The organism is Thalassovita sp., assembly GCF_965218685.1.
Classification (GTDB): Bacteria; Pseudomonadota; Alphaproteobacteria; order Rhodobacterales; family Rhodobacteraceae; genus Thalassobius.
In genome coordinates, this window is the sequence record NZ_OZ244657.1 from 275,230 (window position 1) to 300,580 (window position 25,351).

Annotated in this window: 27 protein-coding genes and 1 tRNA gene; 12 read left to right on the forward strand and 16 right to left on the reverse strand. The window is 59.9% G+C overall.

What is annotated here, in order from left to right; all coding sequences use genetic code 11:
• Positions 1 to 3: 3 nt before the first annotated feature.
• Genes ACOQOQ_RS01485 through ACOQOQ_RS01510 form a run of 6 tightly spaced genes read right to left on the reverse strand, consistent with a single transcriptional unit; the run spans position 4 to position 5,236 of the window.
• Positions 4 to 975: a fumarylacetoacetate hydrolase family protein gene (locus ACOQOQ_RS01485; protein ID WP_420568393.1), complete on the reverse strand. Its 972-nt coding sequence runs from the start codon at positions 973 to 975 to the stop codon at positions 4 to 6.
• Positions 976 to 993: 18 nt separating this feature from the next.
• A complete protein-coding gene (locus ACOQOQ_RS01490) occupies positions 994 to 1,569 on the reverse strand; it encodes an OsmC-related (seleno)protein (RefSeq protein ID WP_420568394.1) in 576 nt (191 codons plus the stop codon).
• 3 nt (positions 1,570 to 1,572) lie between these two features.
• Positions 1,573 to 2,343, reverse strand: a complete 771-nt coding sequence (locus tag ACOQOQ_RS01495; RefSeq protein WP_420568395.1) for a cyclase family protein — start codon at positions 2,341 to 2,343, stop codon at positions 1,573 to 1,575.
• 12 nt (positions 2,344 to 2,355) lie between these two features.
• Positions 2,356 to 3,666, reverse strand: a complete 1,311-nt coding sequence (locus tag ACOQOQ_RS01500) for a TRAP transporter large permease (RefSeq protein ID WP_420568396.1) — start codon at positions 3,664 to 3,666, stop codon at positions 2,356 to 2,358.
• The gene (locus ACOQOQ_RS01505) at positions 3,663 to 4,178 is read right to left on the reverse strand and encodes a TRAP transporter small permease subunit (RefSeq protein ID WP_420568397.1); all 516 of its coding nucleotides are present in this window, start codon (positions 4,176 to 4,178) and stop codon (positions 3,663 to 3,665) included. Before ACOQOQ_RS01505 ends, ACOQOQ_RS01500 begins: the two co-directional genes overlap by 4 nt.
• Before the next feature lie 5 nt (positions 4,179 to 4,183).
• Positions 4,184 to 5,236: a C4-dicarboxylate TRAP transporter substrate-binding protein gene (locus ACOQOQ_RS01510; protein ID WP_420568398.1), complete on the reverse strand. Its 1,053-nt coding sequence runs from the start codon at positions 5,234 to 5,236 to the stop codon at positions 4,184 to 4,186.
• A 123-nt stretch (positions 5,237 to 5,359) separates the two neighbouring features.
• Between ACOQOQ_RS01510 and ACOQOQ_RS01515 the strand changes: the two genes are divergently transcribed.
• Complete coding sequence (locus tag ACOQOQ_RS01515; RefSeq protein ID WP_420568399.1) at positions 5,360 to 6,265, forward strand: LysR family transcriptional regulator; 906 nt, start codon at positions 5,360 to 5,362, stop codon at positions 6,263 to 6,265.
• Positions 6,266 to 6,325: 60 nt separating this feature from the next.
• On the opposite strand, the gene ACOQOQ_RS01520 is transcribed toward ACOQOQ_RS01515, so the two are convergent.
• The 4 genes from ACOQOQ_RS01520 to ACOQOQ_RS01535 form a co-directional block, all read right to left on the reverse strand.
• Positions 6,326 to 6,402 (reverse strand) — tRNA-Arg (locus tag ACOQOQ_RS01520).
• Between the two features lie 119 nt (positions 6,403 to 6,521).
• Positions 6,522 to 7,907, reverse strand: coding sequence for a sensor histidine kinase (locus ACOQOQ_RS01525; RefSeq protein ID WP_420568400.1), 1,386 nt, complete (start codon positions 7,905 to 7,907; stop codon positions 6,522 to 6,524).
• Between the two features lie 18 nt (positions 7,908 to 7,925).
• A complete protein-coding gene (locus ACOQOQ_RS01530; protein ID WP_420568401.1) occupies positions 7,926 to 9,341 on the reverse strand; it encodes a dihydrolipoyl dehydrogenase family protein in 1,416 nt (471 codons plus the stop codon).
• Positions 9,341 to 10,030: a TVP38/TMEM64 family protein gene (locus ACOQOQ_RS01535; RefSeq protein ID WP_420569710.1), complete on the reverse strand. Its 690-nt coding sequence runs from the start codon at positions 10,028 to 10,030 to the stop codon at positions 9,341 to 9,343. Before ACOQOQ_RS01535 ends, ACOQOQ_RS01530 begins: the two co-directional genes overlap by 1 nt.
• A gap of 319 nt (positions 10,031 to 10,349) precedes the next feature.
• Between ACOQOQ_RS01535 and rpmH the strand changes: the two genes are divergently transcribed.
• The 8 genes from rpmH (at position 10,350) to yihA (ending at position 16,901) form a co-directional block, all read left to right on the forward strand.
• Positions 10,350 to 10,484, forward strand: a complete 135-nt coding sequence (rpmH, locus tag ACOQOQ_RS01540; protein WP_005980833.1) for a 50S ribosomal protein L34 — start codon at positions 10,350 to 10,352, stop codon at positions 10,482 to 10,484.
• A 20-nt stretch (positions 10,485 to 10,504) separates the two neighbouring features.
• A complete protein-coding gene (gene rnpA, locus ACOQOQ_RS01545) occupies positions 10,505 to 10,921 on the forward strand; it encodes a ribonuclease P protein component (protein WP_420568402.1) in 417 nt (138 codons plus the stop codon).
• Entirely contained in the window at positions 10,918 to 11,151 is a 234-nt protein-coding gene (gene yidD / locus ACOQOQ_RS01550) for a membrane protein insertion efficiency factor YidD (RefSeq protein ID WP_420568403.1), read from the forward strand. Before rnpA ends, yidD begins: the two co-directional genes overlap by 4 nt.
• A gap of 2 nt (positions 11,152 to 11,153) precedes the next feature.
• Positions 11,154 to 12,023: a tRNA 2-thiocytidine(32) synthetase TtcA gene (gene ttcA, locus ACOQOQ_RS01555; protein WP_420568404.1), complete on the forward strand. Its 870-nt coding sequence runs from the start codon at positions 11,154 to 11,156 to the stop codon at positions 12,021 to 12,023.
• Positions 12,024 to 12,080: 57 nt separating this feature from the next.
• On the forward strand, positions 12,081 to 13,601 hold the full coding sequence (locus ACOQOQ_RS01560; RefSeq protein WP_420568405.1) for a putative bifunctional diguanylate cyclase/phosphodiesterase: 1,521 nt from the start codon (positions 12,081 to 12,083) through the stop codon (positions 13,599 to 13,601).
• 107 nt (positions 13,602 to 13,708) lie between these two features.
• On the forward strand, positions 13,709 to 15,505 hold the full coding sequence (gene yidC, locus ACOQOQ_RS01565) for a membrane protein insertase YidC (protein WP_420568406.1): 1,797 nt from the start codon (positions 13,709 to 13,711) through the stop codon (positions 15,503 to 15,505).
• On the forward strand, positions 15,502 to 16,251 hold the full coding sequence (locus ACOQOQ_RS01570) for an MOSC domain-containing protein (protein ID WP_420568407.1): 750 nt from the start codon (positions 15,502 to 15,504) through the stop codon (positions 16,249 to 16,251). The genes yidC and ACOQOQ_RS01570 overlap by 4 nt, the downstream gene beginning before the upstream one ends.
• On the forward strand, positions 16,251 to 16,901 hold the full coding sequence (gene yihA / locus ACOQOQ_RS01575; protein ID WP_420568408.1) for a ribosome biogenesis GTP-binding protein YihA/YsxC: 651 nt from the start codon (positions 16,251 to 16,253) through the stop codon (positions 16,899 to 16,901). The genes ACOQOQ_RS01570 and yihA overlap by 1 nt, the downstream gene beginning before the upstream one ends.
• A 104-nt stretch (positions 16,902 to 17,005) precedes the next feature.
• On the opposite strand, the gene ACOQOQ_RS01580 is transcribed toward yihA, so the two are convergent.
• A complete protein-coding gene (locus tag ACOQOQ_RS01580) occupies positions 17,006 to 17,740 on the reverse strand; it encodes an SDR family NAD(P)-dependent oxidoreductase (RefSeq protein ID WP_420568409.1) in 735 nt (244 codons plus the stop codon).
• Positions 17,741 to 17,871: 131 nt separating this feature from the next.
• Here ACOQOQ_RS01580 and argB point away from each other — a divergent pair, with 131 nt between their 5' ends.
• The 3 genes from argB to ACOQOQ_RS01595 are packed head-to-tail and all read left to right on the forward strand — an operon-like array spanning position 17,872 to position 19,891.
• The gene (argB, locus tag ACOQOQ_RS01585; RefSeq protein WP_420569711.1) at positions 17,872 to 18,756 is read left to right on the forward strand and encodes an acetylglutamate kinase; all 885 of its coding nucleotides are present in this window, start codon (positions 17,872 to 17,874) and stop codon (positions 18,754 to 18,756) included.
• Entirely contained in the window at positions 18,753 to 19,394 is a 642-nt protein-coding gene (locus ACOQOQ_RS01590) for a ferredoxin (protein ID WP_420568410.1), read from the forward strand. Before argB ends, ACOQOQ_RS01590 begins: the two co-directional genes overlap by 4 nt.
• Complete coding sequence (locus ACOQOQ_RS01595; protein WP_420568411.1) at positions 19,391 to 19,891, forward strand: SixA phosphatase family protein; 501 nt, start codon at positions 19,391 to 19,393, stop codon at positions 19,889 to 19,891. Before ACOQOQ_RS01590 ends, ACOQOQ_RS01595 begins: the two co-directional genes overlap by 4 nt.
• A gap of 48 nt (positions 19,892 to 19,939) precedes the next feature.
• Here the strand turns inward: ACOQOQ_RS01595 and ACOQOQ_RS01600 are convergent, their stop codons facing one another.
• The 5 genes from ACOQOQ_RS01600 to ACOQOQ_RS01620 form a co-directional block, all read right to left on the reverse strand.
• Positions 19,940 to 20,731, reverse strand: a complete 792-nt coding sequence (locus ACOQOQ_RS01600) for an amino acid ABC transporter ATP-binding protein (RefSeq protein ID WP_420568412.1) — start codon at positions 20,729 to 20,731, stop codon at positions 19,940 to 19,942.
• 12 nt (positions 20,732 to 20,743) lie between these two features.
• A complete protein-coding gene (locus ACOQOQ_RS01605; protein WP_420568413.1) occupies positions 20,744 to 22,045 on the reverse strand; it encodes an amino acid ABC transporter permease in 1,302 nt (433 codons plus the stop codon).
• Between the two features lies 1 nt (position 22,046).
• Positions 22,047 to 23,294 (reverse strand): amino acid ABC transporter permease, encoded by a 1,248-nt coding sequence (locus tag ACOQOQ_RS01610; protein WP_420568414.1) that lies wholly within the window; start codon positions 23,292 to 23,294, stop codon positions 22,047 to 22,049.
• A gap of 125 nt (positions 23,295 to 23,419) precedes the next feature.
• Positions 23,420 to 24,436: an amino acid ABC transporter substrate-binding protein gene (locus ACOQOQ_RS01615; protein ID WP_420568415.1), complete on the reverse strand. Its 1,017-nt coding sequence runs from the start codon at positions 24,434 to 24,436 to the stop codon at positions 23,420 to 23,422.
• Positions 24,437 to 24,628: 192 nt separating this feature from the next.
• The gene (locus ACOQOQ_RS01620) at positions 24,629 to 25,351 is read right to left on the reverse strand and encodes an ATP12 family chaperone protein (RefSeq protein WP_420568416.1); all 723 of its coding nucleotides are present in this window, start codon (positions 25,349 to 25,351) and stop codon (positions 24,629 to 24,631) included.

A 25,351-nucleotide genomic window follows, 5' to 3' on the forward strand; every position in this document is an offset into this window, starting at 1 on the left:
CCGCTAGCCCACGATCTTGACCGTGTGTTCGATCGTTCCGAACAGGTCCTTTCCATCGTGGTCTGACACCTGCATTACGACGGTGTCCCCATGACGCATAAAGCTTGTTTCACCCATGTCCCCAGCGATGGTTTCGATGGCGCGGCGTTCCGCGATACAGCTGGACCCGACCGTCGCATAGTCCGTATTCGACACAGTGCCCGACCCGATGATCGTCCCCGCAGGCAGATCGCGAGAGTATGCGGCATGCTCGATCAACTGATCAAAACCGAACTTCATCTCTTCGCCATTCGTGCGACCGAATTCCTTGCCGTTATAGGTCACGTTCAGCGGCAGGCAGACCCGCGAATTGCGCCAGCCTTCGCCCAATTCTTCCGGCGTGACGGTGATCGGGGCCACGGCGCAGGCCGGTTTACATTGTAACCAGCCAAAGCCAGTGGCCATTTCAATGGGACCCAGCGCGCGCAGGCTCCAGTCATTGATCAGAACGATCAGCCGGATGTATTGCGCGGCATCCTTGGCCTTGGTCCCCATGGGAACCGCGTCCACGATCACGCCGTATTCGCCTTCAAAATCAATCCCGTCCGCTTCGGAAGGGAATTTGGCAACGCCATGCGGCGGCAGGAATTCGTTCGACAACCCTTGATACATCAAAGGCCGGTCATTCAGCCCCACGACCGGCATTCCCCACGCCTGCTGGAGCAGCAAAGAATGGGTTTCAAAGGCTGACCCATCCAACCATTGCCATGCCCGCGGCAATGGGGACAGCGCACGCTGCACATCAAACGCCTCGGCCCCGGTATCGCCATTCAGCGCCGCGTATTGCGCGTTCAAACCGGGGGCCAAAGCGTCCCAATTCTCCAACAACTCTTGCAGGGTGTCTGCGCCGTTCACCGGCTGCATCCGCGCCCCATCGGACGAGACTACATGCACGCGCCCATCCGGCGTGCCATTATCGATCGTACAGAATTTCATTTGGCCACTCCTCGTGAATTAGACCTGCTGACCCTCGGTCGCGCCGTTCAGGAACACGCGCGTTGTGGTGGGCACTGCGGTGCTGATGGTCGCGATGGCCATGCAGGCATCGCGGCAAACCTGGATCAGGTGTTGTAGTTTCTCGTCGGGTTCGGGGCTGTCGATCAGCACATGACAACTGTAGGCGTCGCACATGCCCTGCCCTTGCTGGCCCTGACCGGGTTCGGGCGGCAGGGTGCCGTATTCGGCTCGGATCTCGACCCGCAGGTTGTCGATCTGCATCGGAGCCTTTTCCAGATAGCCCTGAATATGGGTCAGCAGGCAGAACGCCACCCCCATGATCAGATAACCCAGTGGCGAGGGCGCGCTGTCGTCGCCCCCCATGCCGGTGCCCTCGTCGCAGATAATTTCCCACGAGCTGTAATCAGGCCGCGGCGACAGGATCACTCCGCGTTTTTTCTGCCCCTCGCCGGGTTCCGCGACCACTTCATATGCAAAGCGGATCGGCTCACCCGGACGTATGACCGGCTTGGGAAAATCGGGCATGGTAGTGACGCCCGCAGGGTTTGCGGCGCGCGTAACGATCTGGGTCATGACCTATCCTTTCAGAACCGCGACAGGGCGGCACCAACCTGCGCTGGCCGCTTTGATCTTGACCGGAAAACAGATTACTTCGAACCCGGTCGACGGCAGGCTTTCCAGGTTGGCCAGCTTTTCCATGTGCATGTACAGATGGTCCATTCCCGCGCGGTGGCCTTCCCAGATCAACGATGCATCGCCCGTTTCAGCCACACGTTTGGCCGTGTGGACAAAGGGTGCATCCCAGCTCCAGGCGTCGGTGCCGGTGATCCTGACCCCGCGCGACGACAGGTAATTCGTCGCCTCACGGCCCATCCCGCAGCCCGTAGCCACATAGGACGGGGTGCCATAGGCCGCAGCCGCAGAGGTGTTCACCAGCACAATGTCACCATCTGCGATCTCGTGCCCGATCCGTTTCAGCTCGGCCTCGACATCCGCAGCGGTGGCAACATAGCCGTCTTCGAAATGGCGAAAGTCCAGCTTGACTCCGCGCCCCCAGCACCATTCCAACGGGACCTCATCGATGGTCAGCGCACGTTTGCCCCCATCCATGGTCGAGTGGAAATGATAGGGCGCATCCAGATGAGTTCCATTGTGGGTCGACAGGGTGATCTGTTCGACCGCCCAGCCTTCGCCGCCCGGCAATTGGTCCCGCGTCACGCCGGGGAAGAATTCCAACAACTGATCGGTGGTTTCATTATGGCCCATATAGGTGATTTTCGGCCCCAATCCGGGTGGATCCGCGTATTCTGTGTTCTCAAGCGAATGCGAAAGATCAATAAGTTGCATGTTCTTCTCCGATCACCGGTCCAGCAGGCCGGTAGCAATTGGGGGATACAGAATGACCAACGCAAGACAGACCAACATCATGGCCGCAAAAGGCGCCGCACCGATAAAGATGTCTTTCAGCGCGATCTCGGGGTCATCCAAAGTGGCTTTGATGACATAGACGGATATGCCAAAGGGCGGGGTCAGCAGCCCGATCTCCACGGCGATCACCGTCACGATGCCGAACCAGACCAGATCAACCCCCAACGAGGTGATCACCGGCAGCATCAGCGGCACAAGGATCAGCATGATCGAACCGCTGTCCAGGATCATCCCCATCAGGATAACGACCAGGCAATACAGCAGCATCAGGCTCAGCAGGTTGATGTCCGCGCCAGCGACCATGTTGCCAAAGCCTGCAGGCACCCCGGAAAAGGCCAGCATCCGAGAATACATCTGTGCGGCGATGATAAGAAACGAGATTGCCGCTGTGATCATCCCGGTTTCGACCAGAACACGCCACAGGCTGGCCCAATCCAGTCGGCGTTTCAGCAGGCCGATAATCAGGGCACCGGCTGTGCCGACCGCCCCGGCCTCGACCGGAGTGAAAAAGCCCGCGTAGATGCCGCCCAGAACCAAGGCGATCAGTCCCGCGATGGGCAGCCCCTTGCGCATCAGTTCTGACGGTGGGATCTCTTCGGAATCGGCGCTTAGGTTGCGCCCGACGAACCCGGGCCAGAACACGGCCATCGCAACGGTCCCGATCCCGAAAAACAGGGCCAGTACCAAACCTGGACCAAGACCTGCCAGGAACAGATCTCCGATAGATTGCTCGGCCAGCAGGCCATACAGGATCAACAGCAGCGACGGTGGGATCAGCATCCCCAGCACCGAGCTGCCCGCGACCACGCCCACCGAGAAACGCGTGCCATAGCCATGGCGGCGCAGCTCGGGGACCGCGATTTTGGTGAACACGGCGGCCGAGGCGATCGAGATCCCGGTGATGGCGGCAAAGATCGTGTTCGCGGCAATCGTGCCCACACCCAGACCGCCCTTGATCCGCTTGAACATGGCGTTGGCCACGTCAAAGGCGTCGCGCCCCATGCCGGATTCCGACACAAGGAACCCCATCAGAACGAACACCGGCACCACACCAAAGAAATAGCTGGAGATCGCGTCATTCGCCGCCAGCCCCAGCATTTTGGTGGCCAGCAGAATATTGCCCTTGATCGCCCAAACCCCGACGAACGAGCACAGGATCAACGCGATGGGCACATACAGCCCGCCCAGCACCAGCCCGCCCATGGCGACCAGGCTGAAGATACCAATGGCAAAATCGGTCATGAGGATTGCTCCGGCATCAGGCGGCGCAGGATGCGCGCCAAAAATTGCAGTACCAGCAGGACGCAGCCGATCAGGATCATCAGCTTCACCGGCCAGGTGGGAAAGGTAAAGTTGCCAACCGAGCCCACGAAATCCGCCCGTTTGATGGATTTCAGCAGCATCGGCCAATGAGCATAGATCAGCGCGCTGATCACCAAGGCGCCCAAAGTGTCGAAAAGAATTTCCAAACCCTTGGCAAGCAATGGCACTCGATTGTGCATCACGTCTATCAGCCCATCCGAACGTGTCAGTCGCCCTGCTTTCAGGGCCTGTGGCACCTGCAGGAACACGATGGCCACGATGGACAGCGACACCATCTCGGGGACACCGGGCAGCGGGCTGCCGGCCACTTCGCGGCCGATGACATCAACACAGATGATCAGCACCAGCCCAACGATCAGCAAGGTCCCGACAATATTGGCACCCTGCGTTGCCCGGTCCAGGCAACGCAAAGTGAAAGACAAGCTTTTCATAGGGCTTACTCTTGATCCCAGTTCCGCAGAGGCGTGGCCCCTCCGGCGCGCATTTCATCCATGTACTCGGTCAGGATGGCGGTGCCGTGCTTGCCTTGCTTGTCCAGACCCGCGGCCCAGTCCTTGGCTGAATTGGGCATGGTTTCGGCCCACGCGGCGCGCAGGCTATCAGGCGCGTCTTTGATCTTGGCGCCAGCTTCGCCCATCTTGGCATAGGCCAGGCCAACAAAGCCTTCCAGGTCACCCAGATACCACTCCATCGCGGCATCGGCCCCAGCCCTGAAGGCCGCCTGAACGTCAGCATCCAAACCGTCCCACCAATCTTTGTTCGCGCAGATCGAGCCCGCGAACTGAGCGCCCAGGCCCATCTTGGTGATATAGGGTGCCACCTCGTACAGTTTGCCCGGGAACGCAGCCGAGGCGAACACGATCACTCCGTCATAAACGCCGGTCTGCAGCTCGTTATAGTAGGTGGTCAGATTGCCCTGAACCCCAACAGCTCCGGTGCCCGACAGCCAGTTGATCGCCGGGCCCGGTGCCGCAATCTTGCGACCTTCCAGATCGGCAAGCGAGTTTACCTCGAAATTGGTCATCAGGATGTAGTCATCAATGGCCGACGGCGCGCCCACATAAACAACGTTGTTCTCGGTATAGGCCTCTGTCATGCGCGGGTCATTCAGATGCATGTTGTGGATGGTCTCGGCCACTTTTCGTGCGTCTGCGCTGACGAAAGGCGTGTAGTAGCTTACGTTCTGCACCGCCAGCTTGGCCGGATCAAACAACGACGAACAGGCGCCCAGCTCGGCCAGGCCGGCCTCGACCGTTTCCAGTTCTTCGCCCACGCCAGCGATCGCACCGCCGTACTGCCCCGAAACGCTCAGCGTGTGGCCAAGCTCCTCCAGCTTTGCAGCGGCGGCGGGCTCAAAGGCCACGCCAAACTGCTTCACCCAGCGAAAAATCGGCGGATGGCCCGCAACGATTGTCACGTTGAAATTGTCCGCAGCGGCCGACGTGGCCGCAATCATCAGGGCCAGAGCCCCAAGTGCCTTGGATTTCATGATTTCCTCCCAGTGTGTGGCCGGGCTTTTGCACCCGATCCGTCGCGGACAGCCTAGTCGCGACTCTGGGTAGTTTGAAAATTAATAATTGAAATAGACGTCATTAATTCTATTACTACCCATATGCATCTCGAGAAATTTGACCTGAACCTTTTGGTGGCGATCGAAGCGCTCATGCGTCACCGCAATGTCACCACGGCCTCGGCGGAATTGCTGATCACGCAATCGGCGTTAAGCAGTGCGCTGAACCGCGCGCGCCAGCATTTCGGCGATAAAATTCTGTACTATGACGGGCAGCAGATGGTCCCCACCCCGTTCGGAGCCGAACTGGAAAACCTGGTCCCCGAAATGATCGCGCAGCTGCGCGCCCTGACCCGGATGCGCGCTCAGACGGACCTGACCCAGACCAAACGCCGGTTCACGATCGTTGCATCAGACTATGTGGCCGCCGTTTATGTTTCCGCCCTCAGCAAGGTTCTGGCACAGCGGGCACCGGGGGTGTCGTTGTCCGTGGTCCCCTTCACCCAGGAATCGATCAGCATGTTTCAGCGTGGTGTGGTCGAGTTTTTCATCGCCCCAGGTTTCGCAGCCAACGATGACTATGAAGCCGAACTTCTGTTTGAAGACACGTTTCAATGCGTGCTGTGTTCGGACAATCCGGTGCTCCGTTCGGGTTTGGATGCCAAGACGTTCTTCTCGTCGCCCCATGTGGTGACCGATTTCTTTGTGATGGATGGCAAAAGCCATTTCGAACGCTGGCTGGACGAACAGGGTCGGGAAATCAAAGTCGCCGCGTCCCTGCCGAATTTCGTTGTTCTTCCTTACTACATCCCCGGCACCCGCAATATCGCGACCGTGCACAAGCGCCTGGTGCCGTTCTTTGAGAATATACCCGGTATGACGTTCCTGAACCCGCCCGTCACCGTGCCGCCGCTGCAGGAATATCTTGTCACCAACTACAAACAGCAACACGATCCTGAAACCAGGATGTTACGCGATCTGATGATGGAGGTTGGGCGCGACTTGTAGCGCGATAGCACAGGCAATTCGGCCACTAGGGGCCAGTTTTTCCGCGTCACTTTGGGGAAGTGGCGGACCGAGGAGGATTCGAACCCCCGACCCCCTGATTCGTAGTCAGGTACTCTATCCAGCTGAGCTATCGGTCCGTGGAGGCGGGGTTTAAGCCCTGCTGCCGACCTTTGCAAGGCAAAAAGTTACAGAACTTCCAAAGTTTTTCCCAAGTCTTCGGCGTTCTTGAAAACCCCCATGATTTATGGGGCTTAGGCTACAACTCGGCCCCGCCTCGTGGCAGGATAATGTCGAATGCCGTGCCATCGGGACCGGTGTGGGCCAGCATCAGGCTGCCGCCATGGCCGCGGATCAGTTCCTGAGCAATGACCAGCCCCAACCCGGTGCCACCCTTCGAGGCCGCGCCCTGGAACGGGGTAAACAGGTGCTCTTGCGCCTTAGGGGGCAGACCGGGCCCTGTATCTGCCACGCGGATCAGCCAGTGGCTTTCTTCCTCTTCTGCGTGGATCGAGATCTCGCCAGCTTTGCCCGATTGGGTGATGGCCTGACGAGCGTTGCGCACAAGGTTGAAGATCACGCGATACAGCTGCTCGGCGTCGGCCCGCACCTGCAGCGAGCCCGGCACATCCTCGGAGAAGGAAATATCATGTTCACCCACCGACAGGCGTTCGCTGTCGACGACGTCGCTGACAATCTCTGCCAGAAACAGGCGCGTCAGCTGCGGGGCGGGTTCTTCGGCTTTGCCAAAGGCAAGCGTGGATTCGCACAGGTGCACCGCCCGGGTGATCGAGTTCACCAGCTTGGGCGCCAGACGTTTCACGCCGGGGTCCTCGGACATCTCGATCCGGTCGGTGAACAGCTGGGCGCTGGTCAGGATGTTGCGCAAATCATGGCTGATCTTGGCCACGCTGCTGCCCAGCTGTGCCAGACGTTCCTTTTGCTTCAGCGCGCCAGTCAGTTGGGTCTGCATGGTGGCCAGCGCGTCTTCGGCCTCGCGCAGTTCCTGCAACGAAGATTTGGGCGAGATGATGCGCCGAGCGTCCTCGGGGTTGGCCGCATAGGACTGCATGTCCTGCACAACGCCCTTGATGGGCCGCACCAGGAACATCCGGACGGCCATGAACAGCAGCACCGCCGTAAACACCGAGATCACCGCCGACAAAAGCAGAATCCGCAGGCCATAGTCGATCATGGCCATGCGCAAGGGCGCGGTTTCCAGCGTCACCTCGATCAGCAGGCCAGCGTCACGCACGGGGCTGCCGATAACGCGGATCACGCGCGGTTCGGTATCGAACAACCGCATCGAGGCATCTCGGATCAGTTCAAAGGCCGGTGCCTCGCGCAGGTCATATGTGGCATCAATCGGACGTGGCAGAGGCGAAGACAGCACCAGCTGGCGTGCCTCGTCCCGGCGCAGCACCACGTTGAACACCTCGGCGTTGCGCAGCAGTTCTTCTTCCAGATCGGCGGTGATCATGTCGTCTGCAAGCAGCGCCAATGACGCGATCTGTGCGCGTTCCAGGCGCGCCAACAGGTAATCCTCGCGGAACCGCGCGATGGACGGGACAAAGATCAACACTTCGGCCAGCATCACGAAGATGACCGTCAGGATCAGGAATCGGCCCGAAAGCGAGTTCAGCATATCTGCTCCGTTATCGGGTCATGGCAGCCAGCGTTGCACGAACCGCACCACCCGTTTGACCTTGATGTTATCAAACAGTTTAGGAGAGAAATAGGCACCCGCAGCCCGCTTGTTAACCTCGGCAATGGTCGGATAGGGCGCAATCATCGCAGAAACTCCTGCCATTTTGATACCATTGGCGATGGCCAGCGACCATGTGGCGATCAATTCACCCGCTTGATAGCCGACGATCGAGGCCCCAACGGGCCTCCCTTTGACCACCATTACCTTGATCAGGCCGCGAGTCTGGCGGATCGCGATGGCGCGGTCGTTGTGGTGGTATTCGAACCGGGCGACCTCCAGCTTGTCACCGTGTTTTTCGCGCGCCTGTGCTTCGGTCAGGCCGACCTGCGCCAATTCCGGATCAGTATAGGTGGCCCAGGGGATATGCGCGGTTTTCACGCGTGCAGGCAGCCCGAACAGCACCTCGCGGATGATCAGCCCCGCGTGATAGCCCGCAACATGGGTGAAATGCAGCCCACCAGCCACGTCCCCGATGGCATAGACTTTCTTGTTGGTCGTGCGCAGGCGATCATCGACCGTGATCCCGGTGCGTTCGTATTCAATCCCCGCGGCCTCAAGGTTCAGTTTATCGATATTGAGCTTGCGCCCGGCGGCCACCAGCAGATGCGTACCATGAAACCTCCCAGCCGAAGTTTCCACAGTAATATCGCCCTCCGAGCCGCTGATCTGCTGCGCCAGCGCGCCTTCGACGATCTCAACGCCTTCTTCGCGCAGCGCGTCCAAGGCGATCGCGGCCAGCTCGGGGTCATCCTTACCCAGCGCCTTAGCGCCCTCGATCACCGTCACCTTGCAGCCCAGGCGGATATGGGCCTGAGCCATCTCCATCCCGATGGGGCCACCGCCGATGATCAGCAGATGATCAGGCTTTTCGCGCAGATCGAACAGGGTTTCGTTGGTCTGATAGGGCACGCTGTCCAGCCCGGGAATCGGCGGCACGAAAGGGGACGAGCCCGTGGCAATGATAACCCGGCGCGCGGAGATGGTATGCTCGCCCGCCTGAACAGTGCGCGGCCCGGTGAAGCGGCCAAACTCGCGGATAACACGGACGCCCAGCCCCTCGAACCGCTCCTGGCTGTCGACGGGGGCGATGGTGTCGATCACCGATTTCACGTGATCCTTGGCGGCGGCATAGTCCACCTGAGGCGCCACCGGCGTCACGCCCATTGCCGCGCCCATCGTCATTGCATGGGCGGCATGCCCCGCGGCCAGCAGCGCCTTGGACGGCACGCAGCCATAGTTCAGGCAGTCCCCGCCCATCTTGTGGCCTTCCAGAAGGGTCACGTCCGCACCCATCTGCACGGCCCCGGCGGCCACCGACAGCCCACCCGAGCCTGCGCCGATAACCAGAAGGTCTGTTTTGATGTCAGCCATTATGCACCTTTCCGGCCACGCAGGGCCTTGATCACCATGGGCAGCGCCGCCAGCGCGCACAGGCCCAGGATGGGCAGCAGGATTTGCGGTTCAAAGATAATACTCAGGTTGGGGGTCTCGCCACGTTCGAAAACCTCGCCCAGCCCGGCGCCGACCGAGGTATAGACCACCCCGCCGGGAATGATGCCCAGAAAGGTCGAGATCGCGAAACGCGACAGCGGCACGCCCACCAGCGCAGGCACAAGGTTGGCCACGAAGAAGGGAACAGCTGGCACCAAGCGGATCAGGAAAAGCATGGACCACTGATTCTCGTCGATGCCATCCTTGATCTTTTTCACCGCGCCCTCGCTGTTTTCCATCTTGGCGGCCAGACGTTCGCCCAGCCCCCAGCGGGCGGCCAGAAAGATGCCGACCGCACCGATGGTGGCGGCGGTTATGTTGAACAAGGCTCCGGGGAAAGTGGCGAACAGGAAACCTCCTGTCAGCGTCGCGATGGTGGCGCCGGGCAGGGAAAAGGCCACGATCACCACATAGACGGCCATAAATACCAGCACAGTCGCCACGAAGTTCGCATCCCGGAACTCCAGCAGCGCCTGACGGTTATCGCGCAAGGTCTCAAAGCTCAGATACTCACGCAGCAGGTATCCACCCAGCAGCGCAACGGTCAGAATCACCAGCAAGGGCAGCATCCGCCCCCAGCTTCGACCCTGTTTTTCCTGTTTGTTTTCCACAATCTTCCCCAATCTCGGTTGCAGCCAAGATGCGGGCAGGACGCGCCAGATGATAGGGTGATCACGCCGGGTTGATCGCTGGTGACAGCTAACGCCGCGTTTTCACGGGTTTTACGATGGCTTGAAACATTTGACCCCGAAAAGAGCCATATTTTTGTTGCAAAAGGCCTATCAGGGATTTGACATAGTCCGGGCCTCCCCCTATAGGACGGGCTTCGGATACCACGGGCCGGGCGAATCCGCTTGTCCAGCCCCCAGATGATTTGGAGACGGAGCGATGAAACGCACCTACCAGCCCTCGAACCTGGTTCGCAAGCGCCGCCACGGATTCCGCGCCCGCATGGCCACCAAAGCCGGTCGCAAGATCCTGAACGCACGCCGCGCACGCGGCCGCAAGTCGCTGAGCGCCTAAGCTTAGCCGACCTGACGGACATGACACCGCCGGAGGCCCCTATGGATGGCACTGCCAACCCTGGGGACACGCCCCCGGCGGTTTCCGTTTGTCTGCAGGTTCTCAAAAACCGCTCGGATTTCCTGCGCGCGTCCAAGGCGCGACGGCAAGGCACCAAGGGCATGATGGTTCAGGCGCGCAAACGGCGTGCAGACGAGCCCGCGCGTGGCATTCGCGTGGGCTTTACCTGTTCCAAGAAGGTTGGCAACGCTGTCGCCCGCAACCGCGCCAAGCGCCGCCTGCGCGAGGTCGCCCGGATGGTGTTGCCCGAACAGGGCCGCGACGGTTGGGACTATGTGTTGATCGGGCGCGCGGAAATGACCGCCCAGCGCCCCTTTGCGGATCTGCAGGGCGATCTTATCTATGCACTGAAAAAGCTGCATCAGGATCGCACATGACACCGCTTGCCCATATCGCTGCCCTGCCCGTGCGGGCTTACCGGCTGATCTTCAGCCCCTGGGTTGGGTATAATTGCCGCTATCAGCCCACCTGCAGCGCCTATGCGCTGGAGGCGTTGGAAAAACACGGTGCGATCCGCGGCAGCTGGCTGGCGTTGCGCCGTATCGGGCGGTGTCACCCCTTGGGCAGTGATGGCTATGATCCTGTCCCCGACCCTAAGAAGAAGTGACCATGCTGGACGATCACGACGACATCCACCCGCTGTTTCACGGTGCGCCCAAATCGGCCGATTTCAAAAAGCTGCGCAAGCGGATTGTCCGCTATACCCGCGAGGCGATCGAGCAATACGGCATGATCGAACCGGGCGCCAAGTGGCTGGTCTGTCTGTCGGGCGGCAAGGACAGCTATACCCTGTTGGCCGTTTTGCACGAGCTGAAGTGGCGCGGGTTGCTGCCTGTCGAACTGCTGGCCTGCAATCTGGATCAGGGCCAGCCTGGATTTCCGGCGACCGTACTGCCTGAATTCCTTGAAAAAATGGGCGTTCCGCACCGGATCGAATACCAGGACACCTATTCTGTGGTGATGGATAAGGTGCCTCAGGGGCGGACCTACTGCGCGCTGTGTTCGCGTTTGCGGCGCGGGAACCTCTATCGAATCGCGCGCGAAGAGGGATGCTCGGCCGTGGTGCTGGGCCATCACCGCGATGACATTCTGGAAACCTTCTTCATGAACCTCTTCCACGGCGGGCGTCTGGCTACCATGCCGCCCAAGCTGGTCAACGAAGAGGGTGATCTGTTCCTCTATCGTCCGCTTGCCCACGTGGCCGAGGCCGATTGCGAGAAATTCGCCCGCCTGATGAATTATCCCATCATTCCCTGCGATCTGTGCGGGTCTCAGGACGGGTTGCAACGCCAGCAGGTCAAACAGATTTTGGACGGCTGGGAAAAGAACGCACCTGGCCGCCGGCAAGTGATGTTCCGCGCGCTGATGAACGCGCGGCCATCGCATCTGCTGGACCCGAAATTGTTCGATTTCGCCGGGCTGGAGCTGGGTGCGAACAATTTTCAACAAATCGACACTGATTTACCCAAGCTGCGTTAAGTCGCCGTTGAGCTTTGGGGGCCTAGCTTTCCTTCGGATTTGAAGGAAAGGATTCCCATGCCACATCCCCGGCGGCAGGCCCTGGCTGAACTGCGCGTAAAACTTCGTCAAGCTTTGACGGGGCCGCAAATGCTGGCCTTTTTGCCCGCCGCCGTGCTGAGCGCATATTGGATCGGGGGCGAGGCTTACCTGCTGGCCGTTTCGCTTGGGTTCCCCGTGCTTTATGCCGCTGTGGGGGGCTTTGGACAGATGTCCCAGCCCAAAGTGCCCGATCTGCCTAAGCTCGAGGTACTTTTGGACCAACGCCTGGCCGAGGCACATCACCGCCAAAAGGTCTTTGCCTGTTTTCTGGTCTCGATGGATGATCACGATGAACTGTTGGACCGATATGGGCAGGCCGCCATGGATCGCGTTCTTGAGCGCGTCTCTGACCGGATCCGGGCAGTGCTTCGCCATGGTGACATCGTCCTGAAACCTGACGAGGGCGTTGTCCCCGTGGTAATGGCCCCAGTGCGCCTGATGGACCTGGAAATGGCCATCCAGGTTGCACGGCGGCTGCAGGCCGCAGTGGAAGAGCCTGTATCGCTCGAATCAACCAGTATCTATGTGTCCTGTTCGATCGCCTTCAGCCTGAGCCAACAGAACCCCCATCGCAACGGGTTGAAAATGGCACAAAACACACATGTTGCATTGGATGACGCCCGCGCCAATGCGCCTTCCGCGATCCGCGCTTGGTCGGAACATATGAAATCAGCGCGCCTGACCCGGTCGCATCTGACTGATCAGGCAGTGCGAGCCCTTGAAAGCGGTCAGATCCAGCCGTGGTTTCAACCCCAGATCTCGACCGACACGGGCCAGATCACGGGTTTCGAGGCCCTTGCACGTTGGGTCCACCCCGAACAGGGAATCATCCCCCCCGGAGATTTCCTGCCAACCCTTGAAAGCGCCGGCATGATGGAGCGTCTTGGCGAAGTCATGCTCAGCCGCGCGCTGGCCGCGCTTACCGGTTGGGACCGGGCTGGTGTCAATGTTCCCAGCGTTGGGGTCAACTTTGCCGAACAAGAGCTGCGCAACCCGAACCTGACCGAGAAGGTAAACTGGGAGCTGGACAGGCTGGGGCTGACGCCGGACCGACTGACCATCGAGGTACTGGAAACCGTCGTCGCCGAAACGCCGGACGACATGGTCGCCCGCAACATCAACGAACTTGCTGCCCAAGGGTGCCGCATCGATCTGGACGATTTCGGCACCGGGCATGCCTCGATCTCGTCCATTCGCCGATTCGCGGTGGGGCGGATCAAGATCGATCGCAGCTTTGTCATGAAGGTCGACAGGGACCCTGAACAGCAACGGATGGTCACTGCGATTCTCTCGATGGCCGAGCGCCTGGGCCTGGACACGCTGGCCGAGGGGGTGGAAACCCCGGCCGAGCATGCCCTGTTGGCGCAATTGGGATGCGGCCACGTTCAAGGCTTTGGCATTGCCCGTCCGATGCCCTTTGATCAGACCCTTGACTGGATTCGTGCGCATGAGGCCCGCGTAAAACAACCGCCCCTGATCGGCCGCAAGCAGGTTTGAGGCCGCGAATAGCCGCACAGAACCCAGTTTTCGGGTGAAACTGCTTGACCTTTGGGGCCGCACTCTGTTGAACCAGCCTGAACTTCAAAACGACAGGCTTTGATCAGATGGACTCTCAGAACAAGAACCTCATCCTGGCGACGGCGCTCAGCTTTGTTGTCATCCTTGTATGGTTCATCCTTTTCCCTCCCCCCGAGGCCCAACCGACCGACCCCAACGCACCGGTTGCGACCGCCGAGGGTGTCACCACCCCCGCTGCGCCCGCCGCACCGGCCGCGACCCCCGCTGCCCCGGCACAGGCGACGGTCGAAGCTGCGGACAGCAACGCTCCGCGTCTGCCCATCGACACCCCCCGGATCGAGGGCGCGATCTCTTTGCAGGGTGGTCGCATCGACCAGCTGGCGCTGAAGGATTACCGCGAGGAAAACGTTCCCGGTTCGGCGAATGTAACCGTGCTGTCCCCTGTCGGCAGCGAGAATGCCTTTTACGCTCTGTTCGGCTGGGCTGCGGGCGCGGGTCTGACCCCCGACGCCGTACCGGGCCCCAACACGCTGTGGACGGTCGAAAGCGGCACGAACCTGACCCCCGACAACCCCGTCACTCTGGCCTGGGATAACGGTGCGGGCCAAACCTTCCGCCGCACCATCAGCGTTGACCAGGATTATATGTTCAGTGTCACCCAGTCGGTCACCAATACCGGTGCCAGCGCGATTTCGCTGGCCCCCTATGGTATTCTGGCCCGCCACGGCGAGCCGGCCAACGCCAAGAACTTCTTCATCCTGCACGAGGGCACCGTCGGCATGGCCGATGGCGAGCTGACCGAGACCTCGTATGGCAACCTTGAAGACCTGGATTTCAATGCCCGCGAGGGCACCCGCGCTGAAGTTACCCAAGTCGCTGAAAGCGGTTGGATCGGCTTTACTGATCACTACTGGATGTCGACCCTGATCCCAACTGCTGGCACGCCCTTCAAGTCGGTGATCAAATATGACGAGGCGCGCAACATCTTCCAGGCCGAGGCCGTGCAACCGACGCAGACCGTGGCCCCTGGCCAAACCGCCAGCGCCGACACGAAACTGTTTTCTGGCGCCAAGGAATGGGAAACTATCCGCAACTACGAGAACGCGGGCGTCACCAAGTTTGTCGACTCGATCGACTGGGGTTGGTTCTTCTTCCTGACAAAACCGATCTTCCAGGCGCTGCACTTCCTTCACGGCTTCATCGGCAACATGGGCTGGTCGATCATCGCTCTGACCATCGTGATCAAGGCGATCGTCTTCCCGCTGGCGTACAAGTCTTATGCCTCGATGGCGAAGATGAAAGAGCTTCAGCCCAAGATGGAAGAGCTGAAGAAGGCAGCGGGCGACGATAAGGCCAAAGTTCAGCAAGCCATGATGGAGCTGTACAAGAAGGAAAAGGTGAACCCTGCCTCGGGTTGTCTGCCGATCCTGATCCAGATCCCGATTTTCTTCTCGCTCTACAAAGTGATCTTCGTCACGCTGGAACTGCGCCACGCCCCCTGGCTGGGTTGGATCACCGACCTGAGCGCGCCTGATCCCAGCTCGATCCTGAACCTGTTCGGCCTGCTGCCCTATGCGACTCCGTCGCCCGACAGCATCTTTGCCATCGTCAGCCTGGGCATCCTGCCCATCCTGCTGGGTATCTCGATGTGGCTACAGCAGAAACTGAACCCGGCACCCACCGATGCGACCCAGGCGATGATCTTTGCCTGGATGCCCTGGGTGTTCATGTTCATGCTGGGCAGCTTTGCTAGCGGTCTGGTCCTTTACTGGATCACCAACAACACCATCACCTTCACGCAGCAGTATTTGATCATGCGCAGTCACGGGTACAAACCTGATGTGTTCGGCAATATCAAAAACAGCTTCAAACGGAAGAAATGAGCCGTCTCGCTCATATCGTCCGGCACCCGATCAAGTCGGTCGGGTACGAGGAGATTGAAAGCGCGTCCCTGACAAAGGGGCGCGCTCTTCCCTTTGATCGGCACTGGGCAATCGCCCACGAGGCTGCCGGTTTTGGTGCCAAGCCGACCGAATGGGCGTCGAAACGCAATTTCGTCCGTGGGGTTGCGGGCCATCAGCTGATGGCCGTACAGGCTCAGACGAACGAGGCATCGGGAACCGTCACGCTCAACCATCCGCGGGCAAACCCGGTCACGCTTGACCCGTTGGCCCAAGCAGATCAGCTCATTGACTGGGTGCGCCCCTTTTGGCCCGACACCCGCCCCGCGCCCGCCAATGTCGTGCATCTGCCCGGCCAGCCCTTTGGTGACATGCCCGATCCCTATCTGTCGCTGCTCAGCCTCAGCTCATTGCGTGCGCTCGGCCACCGCGCTGGCCGCAATCTGTCTATCCACCGTTTTCGCGGCAACCTGTGGGTCGAGGATTGGCCCCCTTTCCACGAGTTCGACCTGATCGGCAAAACGCTTCGCATGGGCGGGGCTGAATTGCGCATCGTTGAACGGATCACCCGCTGTCAGGCCACCACCGTAAGCCCGAAAACCGGCCACGCGGACGTGGACACGCTGGCCGCGCTGGACCAAGCCTATGACCACCAGGACTTCGGCGTTTATGCCTTGGTCACGAAATCCGGCCCCATCGCCATCAACGACGACATCGAGGTTCTGTAATGCAACTCCCATTCCCCCAGGCAGAAGAGCCCGACGACATCACCCGCGAAAAAGGTCGCCTGCTTTTTGCCGGCGAGACCGAGTTCCTCAAAGGCGTGGTCGCTATGAACGGCCTGCCCCCTGCCGACCGGATCGAGGTCTGCTTTGCCGGCCGCTCGAACGTTGGCAAATCCAGCCTTATCAATGCCTTGACGGGACGCAAAGGATTGGCTCGCGCCTCCAACACCCCTGGCCGAACACAGGAAATCAACTTCTTCACCGCCGGAGAAGAGCATTACCTCGTCGACCTTCCGGGCTATGGCTTTGCCAACGCTCCAGTGGCCGTCGTTGAAAAATGGCAACGCCTTTTGAAACAATACCTCTCGGGCCGCCAAAACCTGCGCCGCGCCTTCGTGCTGATCGATGCGCGCCACGGCGTCAAAGCCGTCGACGAAGAGATCATGTCCCTGCTCGACAGCTCGGCCGTAACCTTCCAATGCGTGCTGACCAAAACCGATAAGGTCAAACTCAAAGACCGCGAGCGCGTCCTCGCTCAGGTGCGCGAAAAACTCTCCAAACACCCCGCCGCTTTCCCGGAACTGATCCTGACCTCTTCGGAAAAAGGCGACGGTATCGCCACCTTGCGTGCCATCATCGCGACGCTGATCTGACAGGGTCGGCCACCGCGCGCTTCCCTCCCCAGAAGGGGAGGGCCAGGGAGGGGGTCAAGCATAGTGCCACGCCGCAGGCGTGCCCGTTGGATCACGCCGTTCAATCAGACGTGTTGCCCGCCGTTCACCTCGATTTCGGTCCCCGAGATATACGAGGACGCATCCGTACACAGGAAATAGATCGTATTGGCGACCTCCTCGGTCTGCCCTAAACGGCGCAGCGGAATTTCCTCGACCAGCTTATCCGTCCCCGGAGACAGGATCGCGGTCTCAATCTCACCTGGCGCAATCGCGTTAACCCGCACGCCCATAGGCCCGAAATCATGGGCCATTTCCCGCGTCAGCGCCTTCAGCGCCGCCTTGGATGTCGCATAGGCCGCCCCCGCAAAGGGGTGCACCCGATACCCCGCGATCGATGTTACGTTGACCACGGCCCCCTTCGCCTGTGCCAGTTCCTCGCGCAGCCCCCGTGCCAGCACGACCGAGGCAAAGAAGTTCACATGGAACACGTGCCCCCAGGTCATCAGGTCAGTATCAATCGTGTTCAGGCGCTCTCCGTTCGGACCCTTGGGGGAAATGCCCGCGTTGTTCACCAGCGCGTCCAGACGGCCATCCAGCCGGTCGCGGATTTCTTCGACCTTGTTGATCGTATCCGTGGGGTCAGCTAGGTCGATCTGAACGTGATTTTCCTCGCCGCCACCCCAGGGACATTCCTGTGGAAACGGCGCACGCGAGCAGGTGATCACCCGCCAACCGGCACGATTGAACCGCCGGACCGTGGCGTGGCCGATTCCTCGGCTGGCTCCGGTCAACAGCAGCGTTTTCTGACGCTCTGCCATCTGACTACCTCTGTCTGATTTGCCTTGACCCTAGCACCATCACTGGCAAGTTCAACGTAGCACTTGGCACTCGGGCGCGAACCCTGTAACACAGCACGAATTTCGGGACGCAGATGATGAAGAAGCAGAACATGAACCGCGACTGGATCGCCACCGCCCGCACCCTTTCCGAGGCTCTGCCCTATCTCCAACGTTTCACCGGCGCGCAGGTTGTCGTCAAGTTTGGCGGCAACGCCATGGGCGACGATGACGCCATGGCCGAGTTCGCCCGCGACATGGTGCTGATGCGTCAGGTTGGCGTGAACCCGGTGATCGTGCACGGCGGCGGCCCGATGATCAACGACATGCTGAAACGTCTGGGCATCGAAAGCGATTGGGTCCGCGGCAAGCGCGTCACCGACAAGGCCACTGTCGAGGTGGTCGAAATGGTGCTGGCTGGCCTTGTGAACAAACGCATCGTGCAAGCCATCAATGACGAAGGCGGCCGCGCGGTTGGGATCTCGGGCAAGGATGACGACCTGATGGTCTGCATTCCCGACGACCCCGAGCTGGGCTTTGTCGGCCGACCCGTGCAGATGAAGGTGCAGGTCATCCGCGACCTGTGCGATGCGGGTATCATTCCCGTGATTGCCCCCATCGGCACCGGCGTTAATGATAATGAAACCTTCAACGTGAACGGTGATACCGCCGCGGGCGCCATCGCGGGTGCCCTGCAGGCCGACCGGCTGTTGCTGCTGACTGACGTGGCGGGCGTAAAGGACTCGAATGGCGAGATCATGACCCAGATCAGCCCCGAACAAGTGCGCGACATGATTGCCGACGGAACCATCGCCGGCGGCATGATCCCAAAGACGGAAACCGCGCTGGAAGCCCTGGATCGCGGTGTGCGTGCCGTGGTGATCCTGGACGGACGGATGCCCAACGCGACCCTGCTGGAGCTGTTCACCGAACACGGTGCGGGCTCGATCATCCGGTCCACCAAACCGCGTGTAAAACCTCATGCCGAGGATGAATGAGCCCGGCTTATGACGCCATTCAAAATGCCGCCCTTGGGCGGCATTTGTGCATCCGCGGCGGACTTTACCCCGAAGATCTGGAAGGGATCGAAACCCTGATCCTGCTGGGCCCGGACGAACCTGCCTTTTGGCCCGCCTTCACCCAAAGCCCCGAATATCAGGACGGCCAACCCGACCCGATGGACCGCTGGTCGACCCGTGTTATTGGCGATCTGGCAGCCGAGCTTGGCGCACAGCCCCTTTTTCCCTTCGGCGGCCCGCCTTGGCATCCCTTTATCCAATGGGCCAAGGACAGCGGTCGGGCGTGGGCCTCGCCGATCAATCTGCTGGTGCACGACGACGCAGGCCTGTTTGCCTCGTATCGTGGGGCCTTGGGGTTTGGTCATCGGATCGCCCTGCCGCCCGCGCCTGCCCAAGCGCCCTGTGCTGATTGCAGCGCCCCCTGCCGGACCACCTGCCCCGTTAATGCGCTTGGCCCGCAAGGCTATGACGTGCCTGCCTGCAAGACCTTCTTACGTGGGCCCAACGGGCAGGAGTGCATGACCAACGGCTGCGCAGCACGGCGCGCTTGCCCGCTCAGCCGGTCTTATGGCAGGCTGAGCGAACAATCCGCCTTTCACATGAGGGCATTTCTGTGAGCCTGCGCCTGATCCTGATGCGTCACGCGAAATCCGACTGGGGCGATCCCCTGCAACCCGATCACGCGCGGGTTTTGAACGGCCGTGGGCGCAAGTCCGCGCGCGCGATGGGGGAATGGCTGCGGGCACGCGGTGAACAGCCTGAATTGACGCTCAGCTCGGACGCGCGGCGGACGCAGGAAACGACCCAATGCGTGGGCTTTGGCGGCCAGATCACGTTCACGCGCGAGCTTTACCACGCTGGTGCCGAAGTGATGCTGCGCGTGCTGCGTGGCGCGGGCACGGCGCCTTGTGTTCTGATGGTGGGGCACAATCCCGGCATCGCGGATTTCGCCGACCGGCTGGTGCAAACCATACCGCCGCATCCCCGATTTTACGACTATCCGACCTGCGCGACGCTGATCGCGGATTTCGATGTCTCGGATTGGGGGGACGTCGGTTTTGGGACGGGCACCTCGATCGAGTTCGCCATCCCACGCGAGATCATGGCCCAGTAAACGCCAGACACAAAAAGGGCGCGACCAGAACAGCCGCGCCCGATTTTCTTAGTGACCCAGAATCTGCGACAAGAACAACTTGGTCCGTTCAGATTTGGGGTTGTTAAAGAACTCTTCGGGTTCGTTCTGTTCCACGATCTGGCCCTGATCCATGAAGATCACGCGGTTGGCGACCTGACGGGCAAAGCCCATCTCGTGGGTCACGCAAAGCATGGTCATGCCTTCCTCGGCCAGTTCGATCATGGTGTCCAGCACCTCTTTGATCATCTCGGGGTCCAACGCCGAGGTAGGTTCATCGAACAGCATAATCCGCGGCTTCATACACAGCGAACGCGCAATGGCCACACGCTGCTGCTGACCGCCCGACAACTGGCCGGGGTACTTGTTGGCCTGATCGGGGATTTTCACCTTTTCCAGGAAATGCATCGCGGTTTCGATCGCCTCTTTGCGGGGCGTCTTGCGGACCCAGATCGGGGCCAGCGTGCAGTTTTCCAGAATAGTCAGGTGCGGGAACAGGTTGAAGTGCTGGAAGCACATGCCAACCTCGGACCGGATCTTGTCGATGTTTTTCAGATCCGAGGTCAGTTCGGTTCCGTCCACGACGATCCTGCCGGACTGGTGTTCTTCCAGACGGTTGATACAGCGGATCAGCGTGGATTTACCCGATCCGGACGGACCCGCGATGACGATACGCTCGCCCCGGTTTACCGTCAGGTCGATGTCGCGCAGCACGTGAAAGGTACCGTACCACTTGTTCATGTTGGTGATTTCGATAGCAACCTCATCCGAGACCTGCATCTTGGAGCGGTCGATATCACGTTCAATAGCAAGATCAGACATTTGGTGATCTCCTTAATGATGGTCAGTTCTGAGCTTACGCTCGAGATACATTGAGTAGCGGGACATGCCGAAGCAGAAGACAAAGAACATCAGGGCGATAAAGCCGTAGAGCTCCCACACAACGCCGTTCCAGGCCGCATCGGCGCGGATGGCATTGGACAGGCCCAACGGGTCCAGCAGGCCGATCACCGACACCAGCGTGGTGTCTTTGAACAGCCCGATAAATGTGGACACGATACCGGGGATCGAGATCTTCAACGCCTGAGGCATGATGATCAGACGCTGTGCCTGCCAATAGTCCAGACCAAGGCTGTCAGCGCCCTCGTACTGGCCCTTGGGCAGAGCGGCCAAGCCGCCCCGGATCACCTCGGCCATATAGGCAGAGGCAAACAGGGTTGCCATAATGATCACCCGCATGATGATGTCAAAGTTCGTTCCCGGAGGCATGAAGATGTTCAGCAGGGTCGATGCCACGAACAGCAACGTGATCAGCGGAACGCCCCGGATGAACTCGATAAAGCCCACACAGATGGATTTGACGATCAACAGGTCCGACTGACGGCCCAGTGCCAGCAGGATGCCGATCGGCAACGAGCAGGCAATGGCGACGACGCCGATGGTGATCGACAACATCATGCCGCCGAAGTTGCGGCTTTCCACTGATTCCAGGCCGATGGGAATGATGCCTCCCAGCGCTCCGGCAACGGGCGAAGCCAGGAACAGCCACCAGATAACCGCCACCAGAACTCCGGCGATGAAACCCGCAAGACTGCTTACCGCGTTTTCCACCAGCTTGAAGGCCACATAGCCCAGCACGAAACCGGCGGCAGCGACCAGCGGCCCCCAGATCGTTCCGCCCCACAGAAGCCAAGGCATGATGAACGGGTAGACGGCAGTGAAATAGATCAATTGCGCAGGCACCTTGTCCGCGTACAGCACCGGGGCCAGCGCAACGGCCAGCAGGACAAACGCCAGGATCGGACGCCAGTACAGGTCAGCCGGGTAGAAGCCAAAGATCAGCTGCACCCAGCGGTCGCGGATCACACCCCAGCAGGCACCATGGCCTTCGTGGCCCAAACCGGCCAGAATCTCGCGGCACTCCCCCAGCGAGGTGGCGTTCCACGTCGGAGACCACGCCCAACCAAGAATGAAGAAGACCACGTACAGCACGAACAAACCGCTGATCACGGTAATGACCGAGTTCAGCCACCCCGAGAACAGGTTCTCGCGCATCCAGCCGATCACACCGACCGACGTGGCTGGCGGCTCTTTTTCAGCCAGCATTTCAGTGCGGACGAAAGAAATATCACTCATATCACCGCTCCACCAATTTGACGCTGTTGTTGTACCAGTTCATCACCAACGAGATGCTGAGACTGATGGCCAGATAGATCAGCATGCCGATCAGAACCGTTTCCAGCTCGCGGCCGGTTTGGTTCATGGTGATGCCCATCAAGGTACCCGTCAGGTCCATATAGCCCACGGCGATCGCCAGCGACGAGTTCTTGGTCAGGTTCAGGTATTGCGAGATCAGCGGCGGGATGATCACCCGCAGCGCCTGCGGCAGGACCACCAGGCTCATCACTCGGTTCGGACGCAAGCCCAGGGCCCCTGCGGCCTCGGTCTGCCCCTTCGAGATCGCCAGGATACCCGCGCGGACGTTTTCCGCGATAAAGGCCGCTGTATAAAGCGACAGCGCCAACCACAGAGCAATCAACGAGTTCCGCATGTAAATGCCGCCCTTGAAGTTGAAGCCCTTCAGCTCTGGGTAGCCCAGATAGAACCCCAAAGCCAACAACACGGCAACCAAAGGCACAAGGATGACCGCCAGGTTAAGATACCAGGTGGTCGGGCGCTCGCCCGTTGCCTCTTGAATGCGATCTGCGCGTTTGTTGATGAAATGACGGATGGTAAAGCCCACCGCCAACGCGAACAGCACGGCAATCAGATCAATCGAGATGTCAAACCGAAGGCTGCTTTGGCCGAACAGATGGATGTTGCCCAAACTGTTCGAGAAAAGCGGTTCAGGCACATAAAGACCGCGGTTCGTTGCGACAATGGCCCCCGTGTCGACCCCGCGGAACGCCTTTGGCGCCGGCAGTGTCTCGATCAGGATGGCCATCATGAACACGATCCACAAAAGCACCGGCACATTGCGGAACACCTCGACATAGACAGTCATGATGCGGGAAATCAGCCAGTTCTTGGACAGCCTGAGAACACCGATCACCACACCCAGAATGGTGGCGGTGATACAGCCCAGTACGGCCACCAAAAGGGTGTTCAGAAGGCCAACAAAAGCCGCCCGAAAGTGAGAATTCTGGTTGTCGTAGTCGATCAAACGCTGGTTGATGTCATAGCCGGCGGGCTCGCCCAGAAAGCTAAAGCTGGGTTCTTTGCCCAGTTCCAAGAGGTTCTTGGCGGTGTTGTTGAACAGCCAGAAGAACAAAAGCATGAAGCCGATCATCGCCACGACCTGAATGGTCATCGAGCGATACCGGGTGTCGTATATCAGCATAGATAGCCGGAACGACTCCTTCGGAGGGTCGGTCAAAGTGGTCATAAGGGTTCCCCGTCTTTCGACCTTGATTTTTGTCCGGGTCCACAGGGGCCCGATGGCCGAATTATTGGATTAGTACAAGTAAAGAAGGGCGCGTATGAATCGCGCCCTTCTTTGTAATCAATGTCTTAGCGGAACGGCGGAGCGTACAGCAGACCACCATCGGTCCATTGTGCGTTCAGACCACGCGCCAGACCGACCGGCGAGGCCGAACCGATGTTCTTTTCAAACAGCTCGCCATAGTTGCCACCTACCATGATGGCAGCCTTGGCCCAACCAGCGTCCAGACCCAGCATCTCGCCCAGGCTACCTTCGGTGCCCAGCAGACGGTTGATTTCAGGGTTGTTGGTGCCAGCCGCCATTTCAGCGATGTTGGCCGAAGTGATACCCAGCTCTTCCGAAGCGATCAGTGCGTTCAGAGTCCAGCGCACAACGTCGCCCCACTCGTTATCGCCGTGACGGACCAGCGGGCCCAGCGGCTCTTTCGAGATGATTTCGGGCAGAACCACGTGGGCCGAGGGATCTTCGAAGGTGGCACGTGTGGCCGCCAGACCCGAGGCATCGGTGGTGTAAACGTCGCAAGCACCGGCCAGGTACTGCTGCTGAATCTCAGCGTTGGTTTCAACCGGAACCGGCTCGTAGCTGATGTTGTTGGTGCGGAAGAAGTCCGCCAGGTTCAGCTCGGTGGTGGTGCCGGTCTGGATGCAGACGGTCGCGCCGTCAAGTTCCTTGGCCGAGGACACGCCCAGCTCTTTGGGAACCATGAAGCCTTGGCCGTCATAGTAGTTCACGCCGACGAATTCGAACTTCAGATCGACATCGCGCGAGAACGTCCAGGTGGTGTTCCGGGCCAGCATGTCGATCTCGCCCGACGCAAGCGCGGTGAAACGCGTCTTACCGGTGGTCGGCACGAATTCCACGGCGTCCCCATCGCCAAGGACCGCAGCCGCAACAGCGCGACAAACGCCAACGTCAAAGCCATCCCATTTGCCATTCGCGTCCGGCGCAGCAAAGCCCACCAGACCCGTGGTCACGCCGCAACGAAGTTGCCCGCGTGCTTTCACGTCGTCCAGAGTACCAGCTGCTGCAGCACCAGCGGCCAGTCCAGCGACGGTGAGCGCGCCAAAAAATACGGATTTTTTCATTTTTACCTCATCCTGATTTACCGCCGGATATGGTCGGCGGTTGTTCTGATCTTGAGTGACCAGAAGCACAGCTGAAAAGGTTTTTCCCCTCTCAGTGTAGGAAGTTTGGGCAAATTCGGACCAAAAGGTCAAGGGACTGATCAGGAATTTGGCACGCCTACCAGAAGTTGACGCGAGGACAGCCAACAATTTTCAGCCAGTTTGATCAGCCTGGCACAGCTCATAGAATCGCTTGGCGCGCAGGAATTCTTTGCGTTTCATTGCGGCCTGTTCGGCTGCTTCATCGTCGACGCCCCATTGCTCGGCCTGCCAGGTTTCATCCACGCGCGACAGGTCCCAGATCTGCTCGATCGGAAGGTGATCTCGGACTGCGGCGAAGCCCAGAATCAACGAACCGCTGATCCCAACCAGATCGTGGAACGCGGCCAGCTCGAACGGGGTCATCTGGCGCACCAGATCGTGCAGTTTCTCCAGAGCCGCGGCGTCCTGTGAAACAAACATCACCCCTTGCGCACTGCCAAGTCGTGCCCCCAAAGCCTCGGCCGCCCAATCCAATAATGGGTCCCATGACTGTGCCTGCCGATCGATCAGCTCGCGCGGGCTTTCTGCGCGATAGCACAGCAGATCGGTCGCGCCATATTCGGCCAGCATAGCGGCAACTTCGTCAAACTGATGGGTCACCTTGTCCAAGGCCGCATTGGCACCACGCATCACCGGCATGGTTAGCGGCTGGACTTCGTCTTCTTGCGCGTCCCATTCGGCGGCGATTGCTTCGGCCATGGCCATTGTGGGCACGATCAAGGGGGTCTTGGCCGGAGTTTTCACACTGCGCCCGTCCAGCAGAACGGTAAATCCACGCTCAGCCTCGGCGGCTTTGGTTTCTTTCCAGAATCGTTTCGCTTTCCACGCGCTCAT

Excerpts from the sequence above, each read along its gene's own strand:
- rpmH (WP_005980833.1), top strand. The coding sequence starts at position 10,350 with ATGAAACGCACCTACCAGCCCTCGAACCTGGTTCGCAAGCGCCGCCAC.
- ttcA (WP_420568404.1), top strand. The coding sequence starts at position 11,154 with ATGCTGGACGATCACGACGACATCCACCCGCTGTTTCACGGTGCGCCC.
- ACOQOQ_RS01485 (WP_420568393.1), bottom strand. The coding sequence starts at position 975 with ATGAAATTCTGTACGATCGATAATGGCACGCCGGATGGGCGCGTGCAT.
- ACOQOQ_RS01605 (WP_420568413.1), bottom strand. The coding sequence starts at position 22,045 with ATGAGTGATATTTCTTTCGTCCGCACTGAAATGCTGGCTGAAAAAGAG.
- ACOQOQ_RS01500 (WP_420568396.1), bottom strand. The coding sequence starts at position 3,666 with ATGACCGATTTTGCCATTGGTATCTTCAGCCTGGTCGCCATGGGCGGG.
- ACOQOQ_RS01615 (WP_420568415.1), bottom strand. The coding sequence starts at position 24,436 with ATGAAAAAATCCGTATTTTTTGGCGCGCTCACCGTCGCTGGACTGGCC.
- ACOQOQ_RS01525 (WP_420568400.1), bottom strand. The coding sequence starts at position 7,907 with ATGCTGAACTCGCTTTCGGGCCGATTCCTGATCCTGACGGTCATCTTC.
- rnpA (WP_420568402.1), top strand. The coding sequence starts at position 10,505 with ATGACACCGCCGGAGGCCCCTATGGATGGCACTGCCAACCCTGGGGAC.
- yihA (WP_420568408.1), top strand. The coding sequence starts at position 16,251 with ATGCAACTCCCATTCCCCCAGGCAGAAGAGCCCGACGACATCACCCGC.
- ACOQOQ_RS01600 (WP_420568412.1), bottom strand. The coding sequence starts at position 20,731 with ATGTCTGATCTTGCTATTGAACGTGATATCGACCGCTCCAAGATGCAG.
- ACOQOQ_RS01510 (WP_420568398.1), bottom strand. The coding sequence starts at position 5,236 with ATGAAATCCAAGGCACTTGGGGCTCTGGCCCTGATGATTGCGGCCACG.
- yidD (WP_420568403.1), top strand. The coding sequence starts at position 10,918 with ATGACACCGCTTGCCCATATCGCTGCCCTGCCCGTGCGGGCTTACCGG.
- ACOQOQ_RS01515 (WP_420568399.1), top strand. The coding sequence starts at position 5,360 with ATGCATCTCGAGAAATTTGACCTGAACCTTTTGGTGGCGATCGAAGCG.
- ACOQOQ_RS01560 (WP_420568405.1), top strand. The coding sequence starts at position 12,081 with ATGCCACATCCCCGGCGGCAGGCCCTGGCTGAACTGCGCGTAAAACTT.
- ACOQOQ_RS01535 (WP_420569710.1), bottom strand. The coding sequence starts at position 10,030 with ATGCTGCCCTTGCTGGTGATTCTGACCGTTGCGCTGCTGGGTGGATAC.
- ACOQOQ_RS01530 (WP_420568401.1), bottom strand. The coding sequence starts at position 9,341 with ATGGCTGACATCAAAACAGACCTTCTGGTTATCGGCGCAGGCTCGGGT.
- yidC (WP_420568406.1), top strand. The coding sequence starts at position 13,709 with ATGGACTCTCAGAACAAGAACCTCATCCTGGCGACGGCGCTCAGCTTT.
- ACOQOQ_RS01490 (WP_420568394.1), bottom strand. The coding sequence starts at position 1,569 with ATGACCCAGATCGTTACGCGCGCCGCAAACCCTGCGGGCGTCACTACC.
- ACOQOQ_RS01505 (WP_420568397.1), bottom strand. The coding sequence starts at position 4,178 with ATGAAAAGCTTGTCTTTCACTTTGCGTTGCCTGGACCGGGCAACGCAG.
- ACOQOQ_RS01580 (WP_420568409.1), bottom strand. The coding sequence starts at position 17,740 with ATGGCAGAGCGTCAGAAAACGCTGCTGTTGACCGGAGCCAGCCGAGGA.
- argB (WP_420569711.1), top strand. The coding sequence starts at position 17,872 with ATGAACCGCGACTGGATCGCCACCGCCCGCACCCTTTCCGAGGCTCTG.
- ACOQOQ_RS01590 (WP_420568410.1), top strand. The coding sequence starts at position 18,753 with ATGAGCCCGGCTTATGACGCCATTCAAAATGCCGCCCTTGGGCGGCAT.
- ACOQOQ_RS01620 (WP_420568416.1), bottom strand. The coding sequence starts at position 25,351 with ATGAGCGCGTGGAAAGCGAAACGATTCTGGAAAGAAACCAAAGCCGCC.
- ACOQOQ_RS01495 (WP_420568395.1), bottom strand. The coding sequence starts at position 2,343 with ATGCAACTTATTGATCTTTCGCATTCGCTTGAGAACACAGAATACGCG.
- ACOQOQ_RS01610 (WP_420568414.1), bottom strand. The coding sequence starts at position 23,294 with ATGACCACTTTGACCGACCCTCCGAAGGAGTCGTTCCGGCTATCTATG.
- ACOQOQ_RS01570 (WP_420568407.1), top strand. The coding sequence starts at position 15,502 with ATGAGCCGTCTCGCTCATATCGTCCGGCACCCGATCAAGTCGGTCGGG.